The organism is Mesorhizobium tianshanense, assembly GCF_007830515.1.
GTDB lineage: Bacteria > Pseudomonadota > Alphaproteobacteria > Rhizobiales > Rhizobiaceae > Mesorhizobium > Mesorhizobium tianshanense.
Genome location: NZ_VLKT01000019.1, coordinates 1 through 19,598, shown reverse-complemented (window position 1 = coordinate 19,598; position 19,598 = coordinate 1). Strand labels below are relative to the sequence as shown.

17 protein-coding genes, 1 tRNA gene and 1 pseudogene are annotated in these 19,598 nt (G+C 59.8%); 13 read left to right on the top strand and 6 right to left on the bottom strand.

The features are described from left to right. Positions 1 to 2 precede the first annotated feature (2 nt). Positions 3 to 740 carry a hypothetical protein gene (locus IQ26_RS16340; RefSeq protein ID WP_145719010.1) on the bottom strand — a complete coding sequence of 246 codons (738 nt, stop codon included), beginning with the start codon at positions 738 to 740 and terminating at the stop codon, positions 3 to 5. Positions 741 to 1,667: 927 nt separating this feature from the next. Here IQ26_RS16340 and IQ26_RS16335 point away from each other — a divergent pair. The 5 genes from IQ26_RS16335 (at position 1,668) to IQ26_RS16315 (ending at position 8,577) form a co-directional block, all read left to right on the top strand. Further along, positions 1,668 to 4,691, top strand: coding sequence for an AAA family ATPase (locus tag IQ26_RS16335; RefSeq protein ID WP_145719008.1), 3,024 nt, complete (start codon positions 1,668 to 1,670; stop codon positions 4,689 to 4,691). After that, entirely contained in the window at positions 4,688 to 5,920 is a 1,233-nt protein-coding gene (locus IQ26_RS16330) for a YcaO-like family protein (RefSeq protein ID WP_322791156.1), read from the top strand. Before IQ26_RS16335 ends, IQ26_RS16330 begins: the two co-directional genes overlap by 4 nt. Positions 5,921 to 5,922: 2 nt before the next feature. Further along, complete coding sequence (locus IQ26_RS16325) at positions 5,923 to 6,711, top strand: TfuA-like protein (RefSeq protein WP_145719004.1); 789 nt, start codon at positions 5,923 to 5,925, stop codon at positions 6,709 to 6,711. Between the two features lie 44 nt (positions 6,712 to 6,755). Beyond that, positions 6,756 to 7,952, top strand: a complete 1,197-nt coding sequence (locus IQ26_RS16320; protein WP_145719002.1) for a gluzincin family metallopeptidase — start codon at positions 6,756 to 6,758, stop codon at positions 7,950 to 7,952. A 109-nt stretch (positions 7,953 to 8,061) separates the two neighbouring features. Continuing rightward, positions 8,062 to 8,577, top strand: a complete 516-nt coding sequence (locus IQ26_RS16315; protein WP_145719000.1) for a hypothetical protein — start codon at positions 8,062 to 8,064, stop codon at positions 8,575 to 8,577. Here IQ26_RS16315 and IQ26_RS16310 read toward each other — a convergent pair. Beyond that, a complete protein-coding gene (locus tag IQ26_RS16310; protein WP_145718998.1) occupies positions 8,574 to 8,912 on the bottom strand; it encodes a hypothetical protein in 339 nt (112 codons plus the stop codon). The two genes, IQ26_RS16315 and IQ26_RS16310, sit on opposite strands and share 4 nt — an antisense overlap. A gap of 466 nt (positions 8,913 to 9,378) precedes the next feature. Next, a complete protein-coding gene (locus IQ26_RS16305; RefSeq protein WP_145718996.1) occupies positions 9,379 to 9,957 on the bottom strand; it encodes a recombinase family protein in 579 nt (192 codons plus the stop codon). 433 nt (positions 9,958 to 10,390) lie between these two features. Between IQ26_RS16305 and IQ26_RS16300 the strand changes: the two genes are divergently transcribed. From IQ26_RS16300 to IQ26_RS16285, 4 genes and pseudogenes are all read left to right on the top strand, one after another. Next, on the top strand, positions 10,391 to 11,809 hold the full coding sequence (locus IQ26_RS16300; RefSeq protein WP_240547139.1) for a DUF1254 domain-containing protein: 1,419 nt from the start codon (positions 10,391 to 10,393) through the stop codon (positions 11,807 to 11,809). 16 nt (positions 11,810 to 11,825) lie between these two features. Next, positions 11,826 to 12,854 (top strand): DUF1254 domain-containing protein, encoded by a 1,029-nt coding sequence (locus tag IQ26_RS16295; RefSeq protein WP_145718992.1) that lies wholly within the window; start codon positions 11,826 to 11,828, stop codon positions 12,852 to 12,854. Between the two features lie 207 nt (positions 12,855 to 13,061). After that, positions 13,062 to 13,759: pseudogene (locus tag IQ26_RS16290) on the top strand (IS5 family transposase). A 299-nt stretch (positions 13,760 to 14,058) separates the two neighbouring features. Continuing rightward, entirely contained in the window at positions 14,059 to 14,622 is a 564-nt protein-coding gene (locus IQ26_RS16285; protein ID WP_240547138.1) for a hypothetical protein, read from the top strand. A 544-nt stretch (positions 14,623 to 15,166) separates the two neighbouring features. On the opposite strand, the gene IQ26_RS16280 is transcribed toward IQ26_RS16285, so the two are convergent. Beyond that, positions 15,167 to 15,240 (bottom strand) — tRNA-Gln (locus IQ26_RS16280). Between the two features lie 167 nt (positions 15,241 to 15,407). Here IQ26_RS16280 and IQ26_RS16275 point away from each other — a divergent pair. Beyond that, entirely contained in the window at positions 15,408 to 15,716 is a 309-nt protein-coding gene (locus IQ26_RS16275; protein WP_407660292.1) for a type II toxin-antitoxin system TacA family antitoxin, read from the top strand. A 3-nt stretch (positions 15,717 to 15,719) separates the two neighbouring features. After that, positions 15,720 to 16,232, top strand: coding sequence for a GNAT family N-acetyltransferase (locus IQ26_RS16270; protein ID WP_145718988.1), 513 nt, complete (start codon positions 15,720 to 15,722; stop codon positions 16,230 to 16,232). 525 nt (positions 16,233 to 16,757) lie between these two features. On the opposite strand, the gene IQ26_RS16265 is transcribed toward IQ26_RS16270, so the two are convergent. Further along, a complete protein-coding gene (locus IQ26_RS16265; protein ID WP_145718986.1) occupies positions 16,758 to 17,231 on the bottom strand; it encodes an Lrp/AsnC family transcriptional regulator in 474 nt (157 codons plus the stop codon). Between the two features lie 159 nt (positions 17,232 to 17,390). On the opposite strand from IQ26_RS16265, the gene IQ26_RS16260 reads away from it, so the two are divergent. Beyond that, on the top strand, positions 17,391 to 18,137 hold the full coding sequence (locus tag IQ26_RS16260; protein ID WP_145718985.1) for a tryptophan 2,3-dioxygenase family protein: 747 nt from the start codon (positions 17,391 to 17,393) through the stop codon (positions 18,135 to 18,137). Between the two features lie 166 nt (positions 18,138 to 18,303). Next, the gene (locus IQ26_RS16255; protein ID WP_145718983.1) at positions 18,304 to 18,744 is read left to right on the top strand and encodes a DoxX family protein; all 441 of its coding nucleotides are present in this window, start codon (positions 18,304 to 18,306) and stop codon (positions 18,742 to 18,744) included. Positions 18,745 to 18,784: 40 nt separating this feature from the next. Here the strand turns inward: IQ26_RS16255 and IQ26_RS16250 are convergent, their stop codons facing one another. Beyond that, on the bottom strand, positions 18,785 to 19,090 hold the full coding sequence (locus IQ26_RS16250) for a hypothetical protein (protein ID WP_145718981.1): 306 nt from the start codon (positions 19,088 to 19,090) through the stop codon (positions 18,785 to 18,787). Between the last annotated feature and the right edge of the window lie 508 nt (positions 19,091 to 19,598).

The window sequence follows — 19,598 nt, the reverse complement described above, 5'->3', positions numbered from 1 at the left end:
CCTCAAAGAGAAAGAGCGCCTACTGCAGACCTCGCTATCGTAGCCGATCCCCTTTCGGCTGAACCGATCGACAGCACGCCTTCGAGCGCGTCAAGGGCCTGGTCCCATACACCAGCCGAGCCCGCCCGGTGCGCCTGGAAGGCTGCGCTCGCCGCAGCCTCGGGGCATGTCGTCCAGGGCGTGATCGAATTTCCCTTCAGGAAGCCATCTTGGCGTCCTGCGAACCACATGGCGGCGCCAGCTGCGCGCGCAGCATGGTGGACCGCGAGCGCTGCCGGTGTGGGCGTATCATCCGTTTCCTTGTTGGCGACCCCACGCCGCACGGTGTCCGCAATGGCCCGCGCACTCCGCAACGTCTCTGCGTTCTGCAGTACCCGTGCAAATCGTCGATAGCCCTGGGCACGTAGTGCGGCCGGAGCGAAAACGCGGATTGTCTGCCAGGCGAAGTAATCATGCCGCTCCTGCTCCTGCTCGTGGTTATCGGCAACGGTGCCGATCAGACGCGGCAGAAAGGGCAGCAGCTTGTGGCGGACATCGTCCGGCATGTTGTCGTTGATGCTGCGCACGAAAGCACTGACGAGTTCGCAGGTACACCGCGGTTGATCAGTGTGAGGGCCACCATCGAGGAAGGCCACCAATTCCATGGCACACATGCCCTCGTCGGGAGAGGAGTGTTTGCCAGGAGACAGGCGGAATTCACTCGCCAGGCTGGTCAGCGTCTTTTCGGTCAGGGTCGCCACGTGGTGCCTCCTCGTTTCCGCCGTGCTGCCTCATGGCATAGGCCGTGCTTGTTACCGCTGCAGTCCGACCGATGAGACCAGCCAAAGGCAAGAGTGAAAGTTCGAACAACTGCCGATTCAGCGGAAAAACAATTCCGGGGCTTTTACCACCTCAACCCTCGAAGCCGCACAAGTGCGCCCCTATAAGGCGCAAATTGGACTTTGCTGGGCGTAGAACGGCCACACAAACAGTGCACTTGCGGGCGGCTTCTTGGTACTCTGTCCAATTATTGTACCATTAGAGGCTCCAGCATGCCCGCCTCAAGCACCTACCAACCGGCACTAGACGGAGCAACCCTCCGCCATTCTGCGGAAATCTTCACGTACGTACAAATAGGCGCACAGTTGGGTGCGGTAAATACACCATCATTACTCGTAAGGCTGGCGGATCCGACTAAGTGCGGAAACCGGTGCCTGCAGGTGCACCTCACAGGACCAGCGCGCGTCACGGTGCTCGTCAGTACACCAAGTGCCCGATGTCAACTTCTGTGCGTATTTCGACGAAGCCGGCCATCGTTCCGATTTGAAGCCGGCCATTTTTCGGATGTGAACCAATGCTGCGAGATCGTTCCCCTCCGATCAGGTCGCGTCCTACTTTCCTCCTGGGCCGCGAACTTCACCTGTTTGGCCGATGCGCTGGCCGCGGAACGTCTCCACATCGAATAGTGCGTAAAATTGTAAGTACCGGCGCCTGCCGGCTCGAGTTCATTCCGCCGATAGCCCGCGTTGATGATCAAGGCTGAGTTGCGAAGCGGGTAGCAGACGGGTGGGCTAGGAACATATTATGCCGTTGCCAATGGGACTATTCTAAGCCTTAGTGATCGCGATGGAGCTTCTTAACATCCGAGAAAGCCGCGTGGCGATCTCAGGCGTGTTGCAGGACGTCCGATGACCACCAGGGAACGAGTTCAGACCGGGTCGCTTGCAGGGGAGCGCAGGCATGTGACCGCGCTGTACTATGACATTGTTGGTTCGACCACTTTGTTAAATCAGCTGGACCCCGAAGAATTCGGCACTATGCAACGTTCGCTCCACAATGGAGCGGCTGCATTGATCAGCGACTACAATGGCTACCTCGAGCGGGTTCAAGGCGACGGCGGCTGCGCCTATTTCGGCTTTCCCGAGTCCAGGGAAGATGCCGCCGAATGTGCGGTCGCGGCGGCAATCGAGATTGTCGAGTGGTGCGAGAAATTGGCGAGACAGTCCGAATCCAGCCTCAAGGTAAGGGTCGGCATCACCACAGGTGTGGTCGTCATCGCTGACGCTTCGAAAACGAACCTTCCGGGCGCCACCGAGATTATTGGCGTCGCGCCGGCACTGGCTGCTCGCATCCAGTCCGAAGCAGCGCCTAACAGTGTTGCTGTCGCAGAAGCCACCTATCGGCTTACCATGGGCGCGTTCGAATTCGAGGAGATCGGTCCAAGGCACCTGAAAGGATTTGGCGAACCGGTGCTTTTGTGGCGGCCAATAACTCGCCGGCAGCAGTTCGACCGCTTCACAGCGTATCGGCGCGTTTCTGCGCCGCTAATCGGTCGCGAAGACGAGCTTGAATTGTTTGGCCGGCGTTGGGTTAGAGCTGCAAGCGGCAATGGCCAGTTCATTCTTCTCCATGGCGACCCCGGGATCGGAAAATCCCGGCTGATCGCCGAGTTTCGCCGTGATCTTGCCGCTAAGGGTGTGCGCACCCTGGTGTTTCAATGCCAGCCGCGCGGTAATTCGGAACCGCTGCACCCGTTTCTGGAGCCTCTCAGAAAGGCAATCGCAGAAACGACCGGCAACGCCGACCCGGATCGTGATGCAGTCACGCGCTACCTGCGGTCACATGGCTCGGAATTTAGCCCGTTGAATGCCGAGATAATCACATTCCTTGTCGCGGGCGAGACGGAGGGGGGCGCTGGCGAAGCCTGGCAGGTCGATCTCTCGGACGAGGAGATCAGGGCGCGTGTTGTCGAGGCCATGCTGTCACTTCTGACGTCGCCGTCCGCTCTTGGACCGCTCCTCTTGATAATCGAGGACGTTCACTGGGCAGACACGCTCACCAAAGCACTCGTCGCCAAGCTGAGTGGGTGGATCGAAACACGGCCGATCCTTGCCGCAGTAACGTCGCGCGAGGCTATCGAGCTGGATGGTTTCGGCGATCCAAATGTGCTTGCCGTCGCCTTGTCTGGCCTGACTGCTCAAGCTACCGCGGAGCTGATCAGCACGATCTGGGAGGATTCGCCACCAGATGGACTGGTCGCCTTTATCTACGAGAAGAGCGATGGCGTGCCCCTGTTTGCCGAACAGCTGGCGCTTTGGATCCGCGAACGAGCGAAGGCTGGCTTGCCCGATCGGGCCGGGTTGGAGGCGTTGCTTCGTGCGGATAGCATTCTGGATCTCCGGGATCTTATCGCAGCCCGCCTCGCCAGCCTGGGGCCATTGAGACGTGTCGCCCAAATCGCAAGCGTCCTGGGGCGACAGTTCCGACGGAAACTGCTGGCTTGTGTGCTTGAACTTGGGCCTCTTGCCATACCCCTGGACGAAGCAATCGAAGCTCTTGTCCAAGCCGGGATTGTCCGTCGGAAGTCTGGCGGTATGGAAATTCGCTTCCGCCACGTGCTGATCCAGGAAGCGGCCTACGATAGCCTCCTGAAATCCGAGCGGCAGGAAATCCACACAAGCGTTGTAAATCTCATTCAATCTGGCGTTGTTCCGCCGCTCTCCGACGAGACAATGGCGTGGCATTTCGGGCAGGCCGGACAGCCTGTGCAGGCGGCGCGCCACGCTATTCAGGCGGCAGAGGCTTGCGATGTTCGGTCAGCAATGCAGGAGGCAGAAAACCTGCTGGATTTCGCTGAGAAACAACTCGCTCAGGCCGGCAGGAATGCCGAGTCCAATGAGCAACTGCTTCGCCTCCTCACAGTTCGCGGGCCGGTCGTTGCGGCGCTTTTCGGTAGAGGCAGCAAGCAAGCGCGTGCGATCTATGAGCGCGGCGTATCGCTTTGCGCCACGGTTAAGGATCGGGATCGTGCAGAATGGTTCCCGCTGTACTGGGGTTGGTGGTTCACTGCGCCCGACTACGAGACACAGCGCGCAAGATCCGACATCCTCGTGCAGGACCTTGAAGGCTCTGCCGATCCTGAGGTCCGGCTTCAATCGCTGCATTGCGCATGGGCGACCAACATTGATGCCGGGCTGCATTCGCGCTGCCTAAAATGCGTCGAGCAGGGTCTCGTTCTTTACGACGAGGATCGCGCACGTTTCAACCGCGGCCGTTACGGAGGTCATGACGCCAAGGTCTGCGGCCTGGGCGAACGTGCGTTCTCCATGTGGTTCGTAGGCGACGACAACGGGGCTTCGGAAAGTATAATCGCTGCCAAACGATGGGCCGAGCACATCAATCATCCGAACAGCATGTTGCATGCACTGGAGTTCGAAATCGAGCTGAAACGATATCGAAACGACCATCCCGGTGTGATTGCGGTCTCCGAAACGATCGGAGAACTCGGGCGGGCGACGCCGGGTGTACTCATCAAGGCGGCGCTGTTCCGTGCCTGGGCGCAGGGTATGAGCGGGGACGCGGCGGCTGGCGTGATGGCATTCGAAACCGGGCTGACGCGCTGGCGCGAGATCGCGACCTACGAGGGTGCCCCCGTTTTTGAGGGCATGCGTTCGGAGTTGTTCGAACGCGCCGGACGCAACGACGAGGCTTTGTCGATACTGGATAGCATCATCGCGGCTTCGACCAGCAGTGGACAAGTGTTCTGGCTTGCTGAGTTGCTACGGCAGCGCGCCGTGCTCCGTCATGCCCTCGGCGAATCGCAGGAGGCGGTGGTGGCCGACCTTCGTCGAGCGCTCGAAGTCAGCACCGAACAGCGGGCCGCAGCCCTGGCGTCACGCGTTCGGCTGGACCTCGATCGGCTCCGGCTGTGAAGTCCGACACCGGCTTTGTGCAGGCGGTTGCCATTCCTGCGAATGAGATCGGTGTTAGGCTCGACCGCGAACTCTCCGCCCTTGGCGATGTCCAGTGCACAGACTCCGCAGCCACCGAGAAGCTCGCCCGCGGGCTTTTCTCCGTCCGGAGACGTTTTGGCATAACGCGGATCGGATCGTTGACCCGCCTTGATCGCGCCGGCGTGGCGGTTGCTCAAGCCGTGCGGCCATTGTCGCTCTCCAACGCTGTCTCCCAGGGCAAGGGTGAGAGCCTCATAGAGGCAGCGGCCGGGGCGCTGATGGAAGCGCTCGAAGGATGGGCGGCGGAGCAGGTCTCGCATGAGCGCATCAGGATCGCAAGCGCGCGCGTTCTGGGGGAAGAGATTCGGGCCCTCTATGCCGGCTGCCGAGTCCATGACTTCGACGCCGGCTGGGATCGACTGCAACTCCAGTGGACCGACGGTTATGATATTTTCACTGGCCGGGTGTTGCCAGTTCCTCTCCCCCTGGTCGATACCATCTACACGCTTCCGTCCCCGCACCCCGTGGCGTTTCCCCGATCCACGCGCGGACTCGCCGCCGGGCAAACGCTAATTTCCGCGATCACCCATGCAGCGCTAGAAATCATCGAGCGCGCCAGCATCGCAGGCGCCAAGCGGTATCCACGTTCCTTTCCGGAAATTCGTATCGACCCCGCCCGTGTTGGCGGTCCGCATTCGTCGCGAATTCTGGCAAGCCTCGCTGCCGCGGATCTCGTTACCGGAATATGGCTGGTCCCAGGCGATCATGATTTGCCGGTCTTTCGCTGCGCCGTCATGGAATCGGAAGCGCATCAGGAGATTGCGCCGCTGCCGGGCGAGGGGTTTGCGTGCGACTTTACCCATGATGGCGCCATGGCCAAGGCACTAATGGAGGCGGCACAGGCCCGGGTAACCGCGCTCGCCGGTGCCCGTGAAGACATTACACGTGCCGCCTATCCCGAGTGGTACGACCGAGTGGACCTGGACACGCGTCGACGCTCGTTCCGGGTGCCAGGGAACGCCGCCACGCTTCCCGCCGATAGCGTCGGACCGACCTCGGGCGCCAGCAAGCTCGATACCGTTCTCCGATCGCTCAGGCGCGCCGGAGCGCAGGCGGCCCTAGTCGTGCCGCTCCATAGCAGCACGGATCCCGATATCGAGATTGTCCGTCTCATCGCCCCTCCGCTCAAAGACCTCATCGGAGGATAGGGATGGCGGACAAGCCGGTCATTTTTCTCGGACCGACATTGCCGCGTGCCCAAGCGGCAGCCATCCTCGACGCCGTTTATCTACCGCCCGCCGAACAGGGTTCGATCGTCCGTGCAATGAGAGCCTATCAACCGACAGCGATAATCCTCATCGACGGTTCGTTCGGGAAGGTACCGGCAGTTCGTCACAAGGAAATCCTGTGGGCGTTGGGAAACGGCGTTCCGGTGTTCGGGGCGGCAAGCATGGGCGCGCTCCGCGCCGCTGAACTGGCGGCGTTCGGTATGCAGGGCCATGGCTTCATCTACCGATGGTACGCGTTGACGCCGCTCGCTGACGACGATGAAGTCGCGGTAGCGATGTGTCCGTCTGAGCTCGGCGCGGCGGCGCTGAGCGAAGCGCTTATCAATATACGCCTTACGCTAAAGCGGGCATTGCGAGCAGGCATCATCAACGCCGTGGAAAGGCGATCTCTGGAAGTGCTGGCGCGCGACACGCACTTCGTCGATCGCAGCTATCCGAGGCTGCTCGCGGAGGCGCGATCTTCTCTGCCCAGCAAATCCGCAACGGCCCTGGATCGGCTTGCCGACTGGCTTCCCCGATCGGCGATCGACCGCAAACGCGAAGACGCAACCGGCTTGCTGGCGAAACTTGCATGCTGCCCTGAACTTCTGGCGCATGCACCGACGACCCCGCCTTTCACTCTGACCGAAGCTTGGGCCTATGACCTCGGCGCGGCCGGGCTGTGGGACGACGACATCGGGTCTGTCCTTGCGGAACGGGATCGATTTTGATCTAATACAGACTGTCCTTTCAGGAGAGGGGTGGGACTGCCTGCATGGACGCCAGTGCAAGATGGCAGTCGGGTGTCGGATCCGCGGCTTCGCGCCTTGGAACACGCTTTCTTGTTTTTCCTCAACCTCCTTTCATTCAGGGTTACGAACGGCCCGAGATGATTTGGGTCTCCACGCCGCCTGACGCGATCGGCCCCGGGCCAGCCGACCGACGGATGTATGTGATCGACCCGTTGCTTGAAAAGCAGCCATACCAGTTTCCTTACCTGCCTCCTTACGCCGGTGCCCTCAGGCCGCCTGCGGTAGCCGGCCCAGACGGGCACTTCGACAACATTCCGCTGGGCACACCTGAGTTCGAGGCGGCGCATGCCTACGCTTGCGTGCGGCGGGTGCTCGACATCTGCGAGAGCTATGTGGGGCGCGAGATTCCCTGGTTCTTCGAACCGACCTATCCGCGTCTCGAGATTGTGCCGCGGCTGAACTGGGACAACGCCCAGTCGGGTTACGGCTTTCTGGAGATGGGAATCGATGAGGCCCGCGGAACTACACAGCCCTTCGCGCTCAACTTCGATGCTGTTGCACACGAGATTGGGCATCTGGTGATTTTCGGCGTCATGGGAGTTCCCCGTTTCGATCCGCCGCATGAATACTTCGCCTACCACGAGGCAGTGGCCGATTTCATCGCGCTGATCTCGCTCCTGCACTTCGATACTGCGTTGGATTTGCTTTTGCGGCGCACGCGCGGCAACCTCCTGATCAACAACGAACTGGACCGCTTCGGCGAGCTCTCCGACGAAAAGCAGGTCCGACGGTTCAGCCACTCGCTGCGGATGAGCGACGTCAGCACGGAAGTGCATGACCTTTCCAAGCCCTTCGCGGGCGCACTCTTCGACATCCTTATCGAGATCTACCAGGTGCTGCTGTTCGAACGCGGGCTGTCCGACCTGGATCCGCGTGACTTTCGTGATCTCAGGAGTGAGCTTTCCGAAGAAGAGATCGAAGACCTGCTTTCGGCCTCACTCGCCGCCAACGACGGCCGCCTCTTCGCACTGAAATCGGCGTTGGAAGAGGCCCGCGATCTCGTTGGCGAAATTATGGTGCGGTCGTGGGAACTGCTTGATCCCCATACGCTGGACTATCGTGAAGCGGCCGAGGCGATGGTTGTGGCTGCCGAAAGCGGGCGCGCGAGTCGCTTCGTCGAGAGTGTTGTCGACAACTTCGCCTGGCGCGAGATTTTTTGAGGAGAATGGGATGGCAAGGTCACCAACCCCTACAGGCAACCCGCTTAAACCGTCTGGCCCCCCTGGTGGGCCGGGTCGATCGCCAAACAATACTGGAGGGAGAAGCATTATGTCGTCCGATATTCCTGCGCCACCCAGCGCGCAAAACTATTTGCCGGATCAGATTATGCTCTATGGCGTCAGGTTGAATTTCGATAATCTGGGCAAAGTTAGTCACAGAACAGCGACTTTGCCGTTGAATGAAAACTTACTTCGCATGTCCATTGTCAAGAAACGCGATGACGTCGAGCCTATAATTCCAACCAAGGAGGTGATTGCTATCGTCTATGGATATGCTTTTGAAGGTCAATGCTACCGCAATGACAAACCAAAACTACTCATTTTTCATCCAACGACAGGAGAAACCGCCGCGACAGGATGCGGATTTGATGACCTGGGATACGTCATGTGGGGAGTTACAAAGAAAACCCCGATCATGGAACTTGCCACAAGTACTGACTTCGCCGAAGAAATCATCTTGAATGCAAACCTTCCCGGCAACCGCAGCCCCAACACTTACGGGAACAGCTTCATGCTGGCACATCGCGGCGGCCGGCTAAGCCGCGGAGGGGGAAGCCAAAGTTAGTTCTTGGTATCTTCCTTGGCGGCTTCTTGCTTCGACTTCGAGGGTGGCGGTGGCGGTGGCGGGAAAGCTTTGTCATTAATATTGTATGTGGAGCCAGCCTCGACCTCCATATTCTCTTCGTGTGCAAACCAATCTTTCTCGTCCTTGCTCACATGGACATCGACACTGCCGACGTTATTGCCTAGGGTCGTAACGGCCACCTCACGTTTGGCATCACCGACTTTCAGGGAAAACTCCGTCGGCGGCGGCTCGGGAAATGGTAGTTTGTCTGTTATTCTCAAAGATTTATCACTAACCGTCACGGTGAAATATATCGATTCCACGCCGCCTGCCATTGATCCCTCCTTCAGAAGGTCGTGCTCATGCGAAGCAGATACAGTGCAACCAGTTTGACTCGTTGTAAAGGCAGTGACCTCGGCCTTACCTTTCGGGCACAGAACCCACACGGACAAACTCGACCCCTAAGAATTGCCGTCCCTCGTCTTGGTGAAGCGGTCAAGTTATGCCCCCTCTATGTCAGCATGCAGGCCATTCAGGACCAACTCAGGCTGACGTACCGATCTGGCACCTTGGATTTGGACTACGCCGTCGGAGTTGAAAGGATACCCTGCCACTTTGGTGGATCTCGACCTATCTTCGTCCGTGCGCGAGTCGTCGATGGCCGGCGATGTGACCGCAGGGTCGGTAAGCTTTACAAGAAGGGAACCGCAAATACCCACGCGGCCGGAGCGGTCGATGTATGGCCAAGGCGCTGTCACTCCTCGAGCAGCTCCTAGACCGTCACGCCACAACCATGACCCGCTAAAGGATGGCCGCCTGTCGCGATCGTGCAGCGGGGAAGTAGGCATAGAAAGTCGTACGAGCTACGCCAAGCCTCTTTGCAATCTCTGCGACCGATATAGTCTCGGCTTTCAGCATCGCGGTGCCTGCCTCGACATCTGCATCGCTGAGCTTCCTGCGTCGCCCGCCCTTTCTGCCACGAGCAAGCGCTGCCTTGAGCCCTTCCATCGTCCGCTCGCGGTTCAGATCGAGAAAGTACTCTGCCATCGCGCCGTGCATCTGGAGTGCAAAGCGACCCTGCGCGGTTTCGCTATCGAAATTCTCGGTCAAACTTTGGAATTTGATGGCCTGCCGCCGGAGGGCGTCGATCGTGCGCATCATCTCCACGAGCGATCGACCGAGACGGTCGAGTTTCCAGACAACAAGAACATCGTCAGGCCTAAGGAAGGCGAGGGCGGCATCGAACTCTGGACGCTTCGTGCCTGCTCGTCCGGACTTCTTCTCTTCGAAGATCTTTGTGCACCCGGCCTTGGTCAGCGCATCGCGCTGGAGATCCAAATTCTGGTCGAAGGTCGAAACGCGCGCATAACCTATCAGCATGTTCGGAATTCTAGGCGAACAGCGTTATTCGCACAATAGATATCCGAACATATTTTCCGTACAAGAAAGCCGCGCGATTGGCTTCAACGCCTTGCTAGGCCGTGAACTCATAAACGCGTCTCGCGGTGGGCTGACGAGGGGCCGCTTTAGGCTTGAAGACTTCCGGAATGCGCAAAGGGCCGCCCTGAGTTTGCCCCATCGAGTCATGGGAGGTTCGAGCAGCGGCATCGATCGATGCCGAACTGGCCTTCGCGGTCGACCGATGAGCGCCAGCCACGCGCACTGCGTAGACTAAGCCATCGGGGGGAACAAGTCGCAGGCCACCTCCGAACATACCTGTCGGTTCCTTGCGGGACTAATACTTTCGGCTATAATTCTGATCTTCCGCTGTTGCTTAAGCGCAGTGGATTGTCGCGAGATGAGGAGGCCGCTTATGTGGTGGTCGATTTCAAGAAGGTGCCTGCTGCTCAGCGCTGTGATCGTGTGCGCGGCATCGATCGGTCCGGAACGGGCCGCCGCCGCCGCGGTATCGACGGAAGAAGCGCGCGCGATCGCGAAGGAAGCCTATGTCTGGGGCTTCCCGCTTGTTGACAGCTACCGCATCCAGCACTCGTATTTCGTAGACACTGGCAACCCCGAGTACAAGGGCGCATGGAACGAGATCCACAACACGGCGCGGGTCTACACGCCGGACGACAAGGCGATCCAGACCCCCAATTCGGACACTCCCTACTCCTTCGTCGGCACGGATCTGAGGTCCGAGCCATTAGTGCTGACGGTGCCTAAGGTCGACAAGGAGCGGTACTACTCGCTGCAGTTCATCGACATGTACACGTTCAACTTCGCCTATGTTGGCAGCCGCGCAACTGGTAACGACGCAGGAAACTTCCTCCTTGCGGGACCGAGCTGGAAAGGCCAAAAGCCGCCTGGAATCAAGGAGGTGATCCAATCGGAAACAGACTTCGCGTTTGTACTCTACCGCACCCAGTTGCTCGGTCCGGGCGACATCGACAACGTCAAGAATATCCAGGCCGGCTACAAGGTTCAGTCGCTCTCAGCCTTCCTCGGCCAGCCGGCTCCGCCGCCACTACCGGACATCGAATTCATCGATCCGTTGAGCCCGGCGGATCAGAAAACATCGTCCGCGTTTTTCAACCAGCTTAACTTCATCTTGCAGTTCTGCCCGACCCATCCCTCGGAGACCGAGCTCAGGGCGCGCTTCGCCCGGATCGGCATCGAGCCCGGCAAGGCGTTCGATGCGGCGGCGCTCTCGCCCGAGATGCGGAATGCGATTGAGGAAGGGATGGCGGACGCATGGGCGGAGTTCGAGAACTACAAGAAGAGCGATATCGACACCGGAAAGATTTCGAGCGCCGACGGTTTCGGCGCACGTGCGTTCCTCGGCGACCGCTACCTCGACCGCATGGCGAGCGCCGTGCTCGGGATTTACGGAAACTCGAAGGATGAGGCTATCTATCCCGCCTACTTCACCGACGCTGAAGGCCAGCCGACGGCCGGCGGAAACCGCTATACGTTGCGTTTCGGACCGGATCAGCTGCCGCCGGTCAACTCCTTCTGGTCGCTGACCCTCTACGCACTTCCGGAGAGCCTGCTTTCGGCCAACAAACTCAACCGCTACCTGATCAACTCGCCAATGCTGCCGCAGCTGAAGAAGGACGCGGACGGCGGTCTGACGCTTCACATCCAGCACGAGTCGCCCGGTGCGGAAAACGAGGCCAACTGGCTGCCGACGCCCAGCGGTCCGTTCTTCATGATTATGCGTCTCTATTGGCCGAAGCCGGAAGCGCTGGATGGCAAGTGGAAGGCGCCGGCGCTTGTGCGGGCGCAGTGAACATCAGGAGGCAAACATGACGAACAGGGTGAGGTCAATTGTGCTTGTCGCAGCCATTTCGGCGCTGGCTTTGCAAACCGCGAGAGCGGCCGACGTTGAGGCGGTGACGGTCGACAATTTTGTTCGCGCGGAGTCAGACCTCTATCTGGGCGGAATTCTCAAGGAAAGCGGGACCATAGGGAAATTCCACCACAGTCGCGAGCCGGCGCCGATTGACGGCCAGACGGTCATTCGGCTGAACCGCGACACACTGTACTCGTCTGCCGTGTTCGATCTCGACGCTGGCCCGGTGACGATCACGCTGCCCGACGCGGGTGACCGCTTCATGTCCATGCAAGTGATCAGCGAAGACCACTATGTGCCGGAAGTGAACTATGGCGCAGGAAAATACACGCTCGACAAAGAGAAGGTAGGCACCCGCTATGTTGCCGTGGCTATCCGCACGCTTGTCGATCCCACCAAGCCCCAAGACCTTAAGGAGGTCCAGGCGCTGCAAGATCAGGTGATCGCAGAGCAGGCGAGTGTCGGAAGCTTCGAGGTGCCTAATTGGGATCCGGCGAGCCAAAAGAAGGTGCGCGATGCGCTCTTGATCCTCGGCTCCACCATACCCGACTTCAAGAAGGCGTTCGGCGCGAAGGAGGAGGTCGATCCGATACGGCACCTCATCGGAACCGCGGCGGGTTGGGGCGGCAATCCCGACAAGGACGCCATCTATCTCAATGTCTCGCCGCCCAACAATGACGGCACGACCGTTTACAAACTGCGCGTCAAAGACGTGCCGGTCGACGAATTTTGGTCGATCAGCCTCTACAATGCCGAGGGCTACTACGAGAAAAACCCGAATGACGCGTACTCGCTCAACAACATCACCGCGAAGAAAAGCGAGGACGGGTCGATCGATGTCCAATTCGGCGGCTGCGACGGCAAGATCGCCAATTGCCTGCCGATTATGAAGGGCTGGAATTACACGGTGCGACTTTATCGTCCGCGGGCCGAGATCCTGGACAATAGCTGGACTTTTCCCGAACCGCAGCCTGCGCAATGATTGCGAGGGACATGAAGCGCCGGCGCGATTACCCGTTGATGGCATCTTAGTCGACCATCGGCAGCGTACGCTTGTGGGCAGGAATGCCCTTCGCAACCAATGTTGCCTAAGGGTCAATTTGCGACGTGAGCGGGCGCCGCGGTAAGGTGCCTTTGACCCCCAATCCGAAATTGTGATTCCAACTCCCGAAAAATCGGAGCACGAATCATGCGGTATGAACTGAGCACCAACGAATGGAGTGTCATTGCACCGATGCTCCCGAACAAGCCACGCGGCGTTCCCCGCGTCGATGACCGTCGTGTGCTCAACGGTATATTCTGGGTCTTGCGATCAGGTGCGCCGTGGCGCGATCTTCCGGAGAGCTTTGGTCCGTATCGATCATCTGCACCGCCGCGTCATGAGCCTCGTCGGTAGTGCGCGTGCACCAGCACGGTGCCTGTATCGCGGACAATCGCGAGCAACACATGGGTCGTTCACGAGGCGGACTTACCAGCAAGATTCACGCGGTAGTGGACGCCGATGGTCTGCCAGTGCGCCTTGGCCTCACGCCAGGCGAGGCGCACGACAATCGCCTTTGCTCGGTTCTCCTGGCGGAATTGCAACCCCGAACGACGTTGCTCGCAGATCGCGGATATGATGCGGACTGGATCAGGGAGTTCGCGAGTCAGAAAGGTGCGTGGGCAAACATCCCGCCAAAACGAAATCGCAAGGGGCCTATCTGCTTCAGTCCATACCTCTACCGAGCGCGTAACCTGGTCGAGCGCTTCTTCAACAAGATCAAGCAATGCCGGCGGATCGCCACCCGCTATGACAAGCTCGCTGCCAACTATCTCGCCTTCATCAAGCTAGCATCAATCCGGCTATGGCTGCGCGCTTACGCGCTTATGAGTCCACGCCCTAGCTGACGGTGTGTTCGGAAAACGGTCGTTTGGCGGACAATGAGATGTCTCTCAACGGCTACAGGTGAAAGTCCGCTCTTAAGGCTACGAACGCCAGCAATGCCAATAGAGCTGAAGAGGAAAGTGGATTCACGACCGTTAGCTTCTCCCTTATCCCTATCGAAAACAAACGCAACTTCCTCGATGTGAGTGCTGACATCATGGAGCATGTGGATCCCAACTTCTTTGGCGACCCAAAGACGGCCGCCATGAAGGTGCTGGGCAACGTGTAATATGCGCGAGATCGCAACCTCTCTCGAGCCTCATTGGCTTCCAGCACCAATTCAATTAACCTTTCCGCTTCTTTGCTGTTCTTCGGCGCCCTGTCAGGGGCGCAGACTGAAGGCGGCGGGCATCGATGTGGGCTCTCTTTCCAGCGCGACCCCGGCGGAATGATAGCCCGCAACAAGGCCCACCTCCAGTTGCCACCGATCATTGCGGGCGACTGGCGCGGGGAAATCGTCGGTGTACCGAGCGTCAATTTCGGTCAAGTCGTGCAGCCAGGCCCGCCCCGCCAGTCAGTTGAGTTCACTTACATTATCCTGCCCACCACTCTGATTATGCCGAACGCGGCATTCAGGTGGCCGGGCGTCGTCATGATCTCTGCCCCTACGCCCATGAAGACAGAATTCCCTGATGCTGGTGCACTCTTTCAGAACGATATGATGCCATCACTGAGCTTGTCCTTGGAAGTGACCCGAGCGCAGTTCTCTGACATGCTGCCACGACTCGAAGCCAACAGTCTCAAGGATTTTCATTTCACGTTGGACGAGAAGTCCGAGCGCTTTTGGCCAGTGCGAAGCTGGGGCATGGGCGCACCTTTGGCATAGACAGGTCTAAACAGCTCGAATAGCGGTGTGCGCCATTTTGTGCGTAAGAATCAACAATAGCGGAAAATTCTTTAGACATCAGAGGATTTGTGGCGGAGAGAGCGTCCTCGGCTTCTTTTGGCTATTCGTCAGCCGAATCAGTTGTTTGCAAGCTTACTCCCTGAATCCAGCGCGCGCGTTTGGCCCGGCGTTCGTCTATCGCCAGGAAGAGTGATCGTCCGCTGTTCACCAAGGCGGAGCGCGTCGCTCGCAAAAAAGCGGGGACACCCGAGCCACGCTGTCCAGCGTGGCTCGCCGCGTTCCTTCTCGATGAGTCCCATCCTTGCCGCAGCCGCGATGCTCGCAGGCATGGCCGAGGATCGGGCCTCGATCGCGCGGCTGGATGGGCTCTAACGGCGACCGGTTCGTTGCTCACGGCGAAAGGTTCCACAGCCAGGCTTGACGATCGCCATTCTCCGCGATGAATTCATAGGCCCCCTAAGTAGCTTCATCGGCCAAATATTGGACATTTCGACGAGGAAATCAGGTAAGTATTTGAAATTATTGGTTCCCGCTCATGGGCTCGAACCACGATTCACGCCTTCAAAGGGCGCTGTCCTACCATTAGACGAAGCGGGAGTAGAGGAAGTGGACGCTGTCTAACACCTTCTCTTCCGCGAATGAAGCCGCTTGATGCCGTTACCTGCTTGAGCGCCTTGAGCAGGCGCAGATGGGAATGGTGGTGCCGTCACTCGACACTGCGCTTGAAATGCCCGGCCGATGGCCGTACATTGGACGGCAGGAGAATGATGATGGCTGAAACCGCTGCAACGACATCGCGCGGCCGCGTGCGCGGCGAGCGCCTGGAGGCGCGCGTCACCGCCGACCAGAAGAGCCTGATCGAACATGCCGCCGCGCTTCAGGGCCGGACGGTGACGGACTTCGTATTGACCAGCGTGCAGGAAGCGGCACGCCGGGCGATCGAGGAGCATCAGCGCATCGACCTTTCGGTGCGCGACAGCCGTGCCTTCGTGGAGGCGCTGATCAATCCGCAGCCGGTCAATGACCGTCTGCGCGAGACCGTGCGCCGTTACCGGCGTGCGCCCGGCTCCTGACAGGTGCGAGAGGGCACCAACGAGCAATTGCTGGTCGAGGTGCTCGGCCCGCAGCATGACCGGGCGGGGTTCGAAAGCGGGGTCGAGCTGCTCGACCGATATTTCAGGGTGCAGGCCGGGCAGGATGCCCGCAAGAACATGGCGGCGCCATTCGTGCTGGTTCTGCCGGACGGCGCTGTCGCCGGTTACTACACGCTGTCCGCGACGGCATTGAATATTGGCGACCTGCCGGACCATGTCGCCCGCAAGTTGCCGCGCTACCCGCTTGTGCCGGCGACGCTACTGGGGCGCCTTGCCGTCGATCTGCGCTATCGGGGCAGGGGCTTTGGACGCCATCTTCTCGCCGACGCCCTGTTTCGGGCGGTGCGCAGCGAGATCGCGTCGTTCGCTGTCATCGTCGACGCCAAGACTGCAGACGCGCGCCGATTTTATGAGCGCGAGAGCTTTCTGCCGTTTCCCAATCAACCGATGAAACTGTTCCGGCCGATGGCGGACATCGAACAGCTTTTCAAATGAGCGGGGAGTGCCTGTCTACCGCCCATAGGGGCCGCCAGCCTTGACGCCCGAACGCTCCGCCCCAGTTTACGCGGCGGAGTTTCAGATATGCGATACGATTGGCAGGGGCCGCCCGGATTCCTGGAACGGCATTTCGGCATTGTTATTGCAATCGGCCTGGTTGCAGGGCTGTCGATCCTGGCGGCGCTGGGCTACACGCCTTGAAATCTCGGGTTCAGCGGCCAAATCGCTTATGTAAGCGAAATGTGACAGTGCAGACGCAACCGAATGGCGCCATGTGCATTTCAATGCATGACAATGCTTCGCCCCGATATTCCCGCGAAATGCTGCGCGTATTGCGGCGGGCGCGACCACGGCTACGAGGACTGCCCGAAACGGAAAGCTGACGCCGAACAGCAGAAGGAGCTGGACATCCATCCGGTCCCAAGCCCGGCGTGGCGCATAGACAAGCCTGACAAAACCGCGGCCTGAACCATCCCCCGCTGATCGGCTCCAAATCGAACGAAGCCCAGCCGCTGCCGGCGTCTAAGGCGTCTTCTGCGTATGCCCGACGGCATTGGCGAAAGAAATGTCACCCTTGATCTCGCGCATGGCCATCGACGTAATCGTGCGGCGCACGCCGGGCAGGCGGCTGAGCTCTACGCGCAGCATCCTGTCCAGCGCCATCATGTCGACCGTCACGATCTGCAGGAGATAGTCGGCCTCGCCTGTCGTGGCGTGGCAGCGCCGGATCAGCGGGTGTGCCTGGACCGCGGCCTCGAAGGCCTCGGAAAGCTCGAAATCGATCGACACCTGGATGAAGGCTTCGATGCCGAAGCCGAGTTTTGCCGGGTCGACGCGCGTCGAGTAACCGCGGATGATGCCGGCGTCCTCCAGCGCCTTGACCCGCTTCCAGCACGGCGTCTTGCTCAAGCCGACCTCGTCGGCGAGCGCCGCGAAGGAGATTCGCGCGTCGCGCTCCAGCGCCGAGACGATCTTCCGGTCGAGGGCATCCAGCATCAAACGTTCTCCAAAAATGTTCTATGGTCGGACTTTTGTCCTTCATTACCTGCTATTGGATAATAGAAAGGAACAATGTTCAGGCCAAAAGAGACTACACTGCGGGCTCGGACCGAACAGATGCCCTGGGCCGATGGGCCGGGCAAAGGAGCAGCTGCCATGCACAAGCCGGACTATTACGCCCGCATCGAAACGCCCGAGATGCGCGACTACGGCGTCTACCTCAAGTGCGACGAGCTTCTCGCCTGCCAGAAGCCGCTGGCCGAGATGGTCAATGCCGACGAGCTGCAGTTCCAGATCGTGCACCAGGTCGAGGAGCTGTGGATGAAGCTCATCACCTACACGCTGGTCGATGTCGTCGAGTTCCTCGAACAGCAGAACACGCACCGCGTCGTCACGCGGTTAGGGCGCGTGCATCGGCTGATGCGATTGATGACGGCGCAGCTCGACCTGCTCGAAACCATGTCGCCCAAGGAATACCAGCAGATCCGGCTGCAGCTCGGCAATGGCAGCGGCCAGGAATCGCCGGGCTTCAAGCTGCTCTTGCGCATGCCGCCGGATTTGTGGCGGGCCTTCAAGGCGTCCTATCTCGATGGCCGCGGGCTTTCGGTCGAGGATGTCTACGATGTCAGATATGATCACGGCGACAGCTATGTCGTGGCCGAGGCGCTGATCGAATTCGACGAGCTGTTCCAGAAATTCCGCGCCAATCATCTCTATCTCATCCACCGCTCGATCGGGCTCGGCTCGAAATCCCTGAAAGGCCGCCCGGTCGAGTTGCTTGAGGCCGGCGCCCGCCACCGCTTCTTTCCGGAGCTGTGGGATGTCCGCTGCGACATGACCGACCGCTGGGGCAGCCAGTATGGCACGGTGCGGGATTCGATCAGCCACCACGCGGCGGAGTAGATCTGACCTGGTTCCTCGCCCCCACTTTCGTGGGGGCGAGGAACCCAAGTCCTGCAAGGCCTGCCCGCAGGCCGTTTGTATCAGCCAAGTTTCTTAGGGACGGCGTGTCGGGTTTGCGGCTGGTGTTTCGTCCTTGGGGCGAAACCCGTCGCAACTGGAGGACGTCATGTCGTTGGAAATCGCTCAATCACCCGTTCAATCACCGTGGCAGACCGCGGCAATCCTCATTGGCCGGCTGATCTTCGCGGCCGTCTTCCTCATGGCGGTGACTTTCAAATTCATCGACATGGGTGGGACCGCGGGCTACATCGCCGCCGCCGGGTTTCCGTTGCCGCTGTTCCTGGCCTGGTGCGCGGCGCTGCTCGAAGTCCTCCTCGTCCTGTGCTTCCTGACTGGCGCTTTCTTCACACCGGCCGCGCTTGTCGCCGCAGTCTACGTCATCTTCCTAGGCTTTGCCTTCCACGGGCCGTCGCACTGGGCCGGCAACCAGGCCGAGTTCGGCTTCTTCGTCGATCATTTCACCTTCCTGGCCGGGCTGCTGTTTGCCGCCGTGCATGGGCCGGGCCGCATGCTGACGCTGAAGCTTGGGTCCGCAAGCCGACCCTGAACCTGCGGTCGGCCCGCCATCTCTGGTGCGGGGAGGGGCGTCACATCTGGTCGTTGTAAGGCTCCTTCATCTGGCCGACCATGCGCGCCAGCTTCGAGAACGACGGGATATCCGCCTCCGGCTGACACTGATTGGCCAGTTCCAGCAGCCGGATCGGGAAGTTGACCGCATCGCGGCTCGAGGCCGACATGCCGTTGGACCGTTCCTCGCTGGTCTCGCTGGCTTCGGCCCTGCGCAAGGCGATGTCTATCTCCTCGACCGTGAGCACGCCCTTGCGGACAAGAACCTGATTGATCGATGCGACGGCCATCAGCAGGCCTTCGAGTTGCAGATTGGCGACGTTCATGGCTTCGCTCCCATTGGCTAAACTGCAAACGCGCGAGCGCCGGTTCCGATCCGGACGGGTTGCCTGGATCATGCCGGCAGATCGCCAGATGTCTGCTGCTCCTTCACGGGGTTAGGAATTTTTTCTTGGAATCGGCAGTTTCTCCATTGACTTTGTGACGGCAGCTATGCTATAGATTTGGGCATGGTGCTGATTTGCGCCAACGACCCGCCCGCCGAGGCGGGTTTTTTGTGTGTGCCGAGCATGATCGACAGCTTGGAGGTGTAAGTCCTCTACCCAGCCTGATGGCGGCGAAGGGTTAGCGAAGCGCAAGGGCGTCGTCGCAAGGCGGGGTCTGAAGGAAGCGTGGAGCAAACCCGCGACCCGATGGACAAGAACCGGATACGAGGCCTACCCGGCCGGACGAGCGGGCACATGACCGCGAAGTCCATGGTCATCAAGGACCGGGGTGGTAAATCCGGCGGGTGTGCGGGGAAGGCGGTCGATCTTACCTCGGGAGATCTGTGCC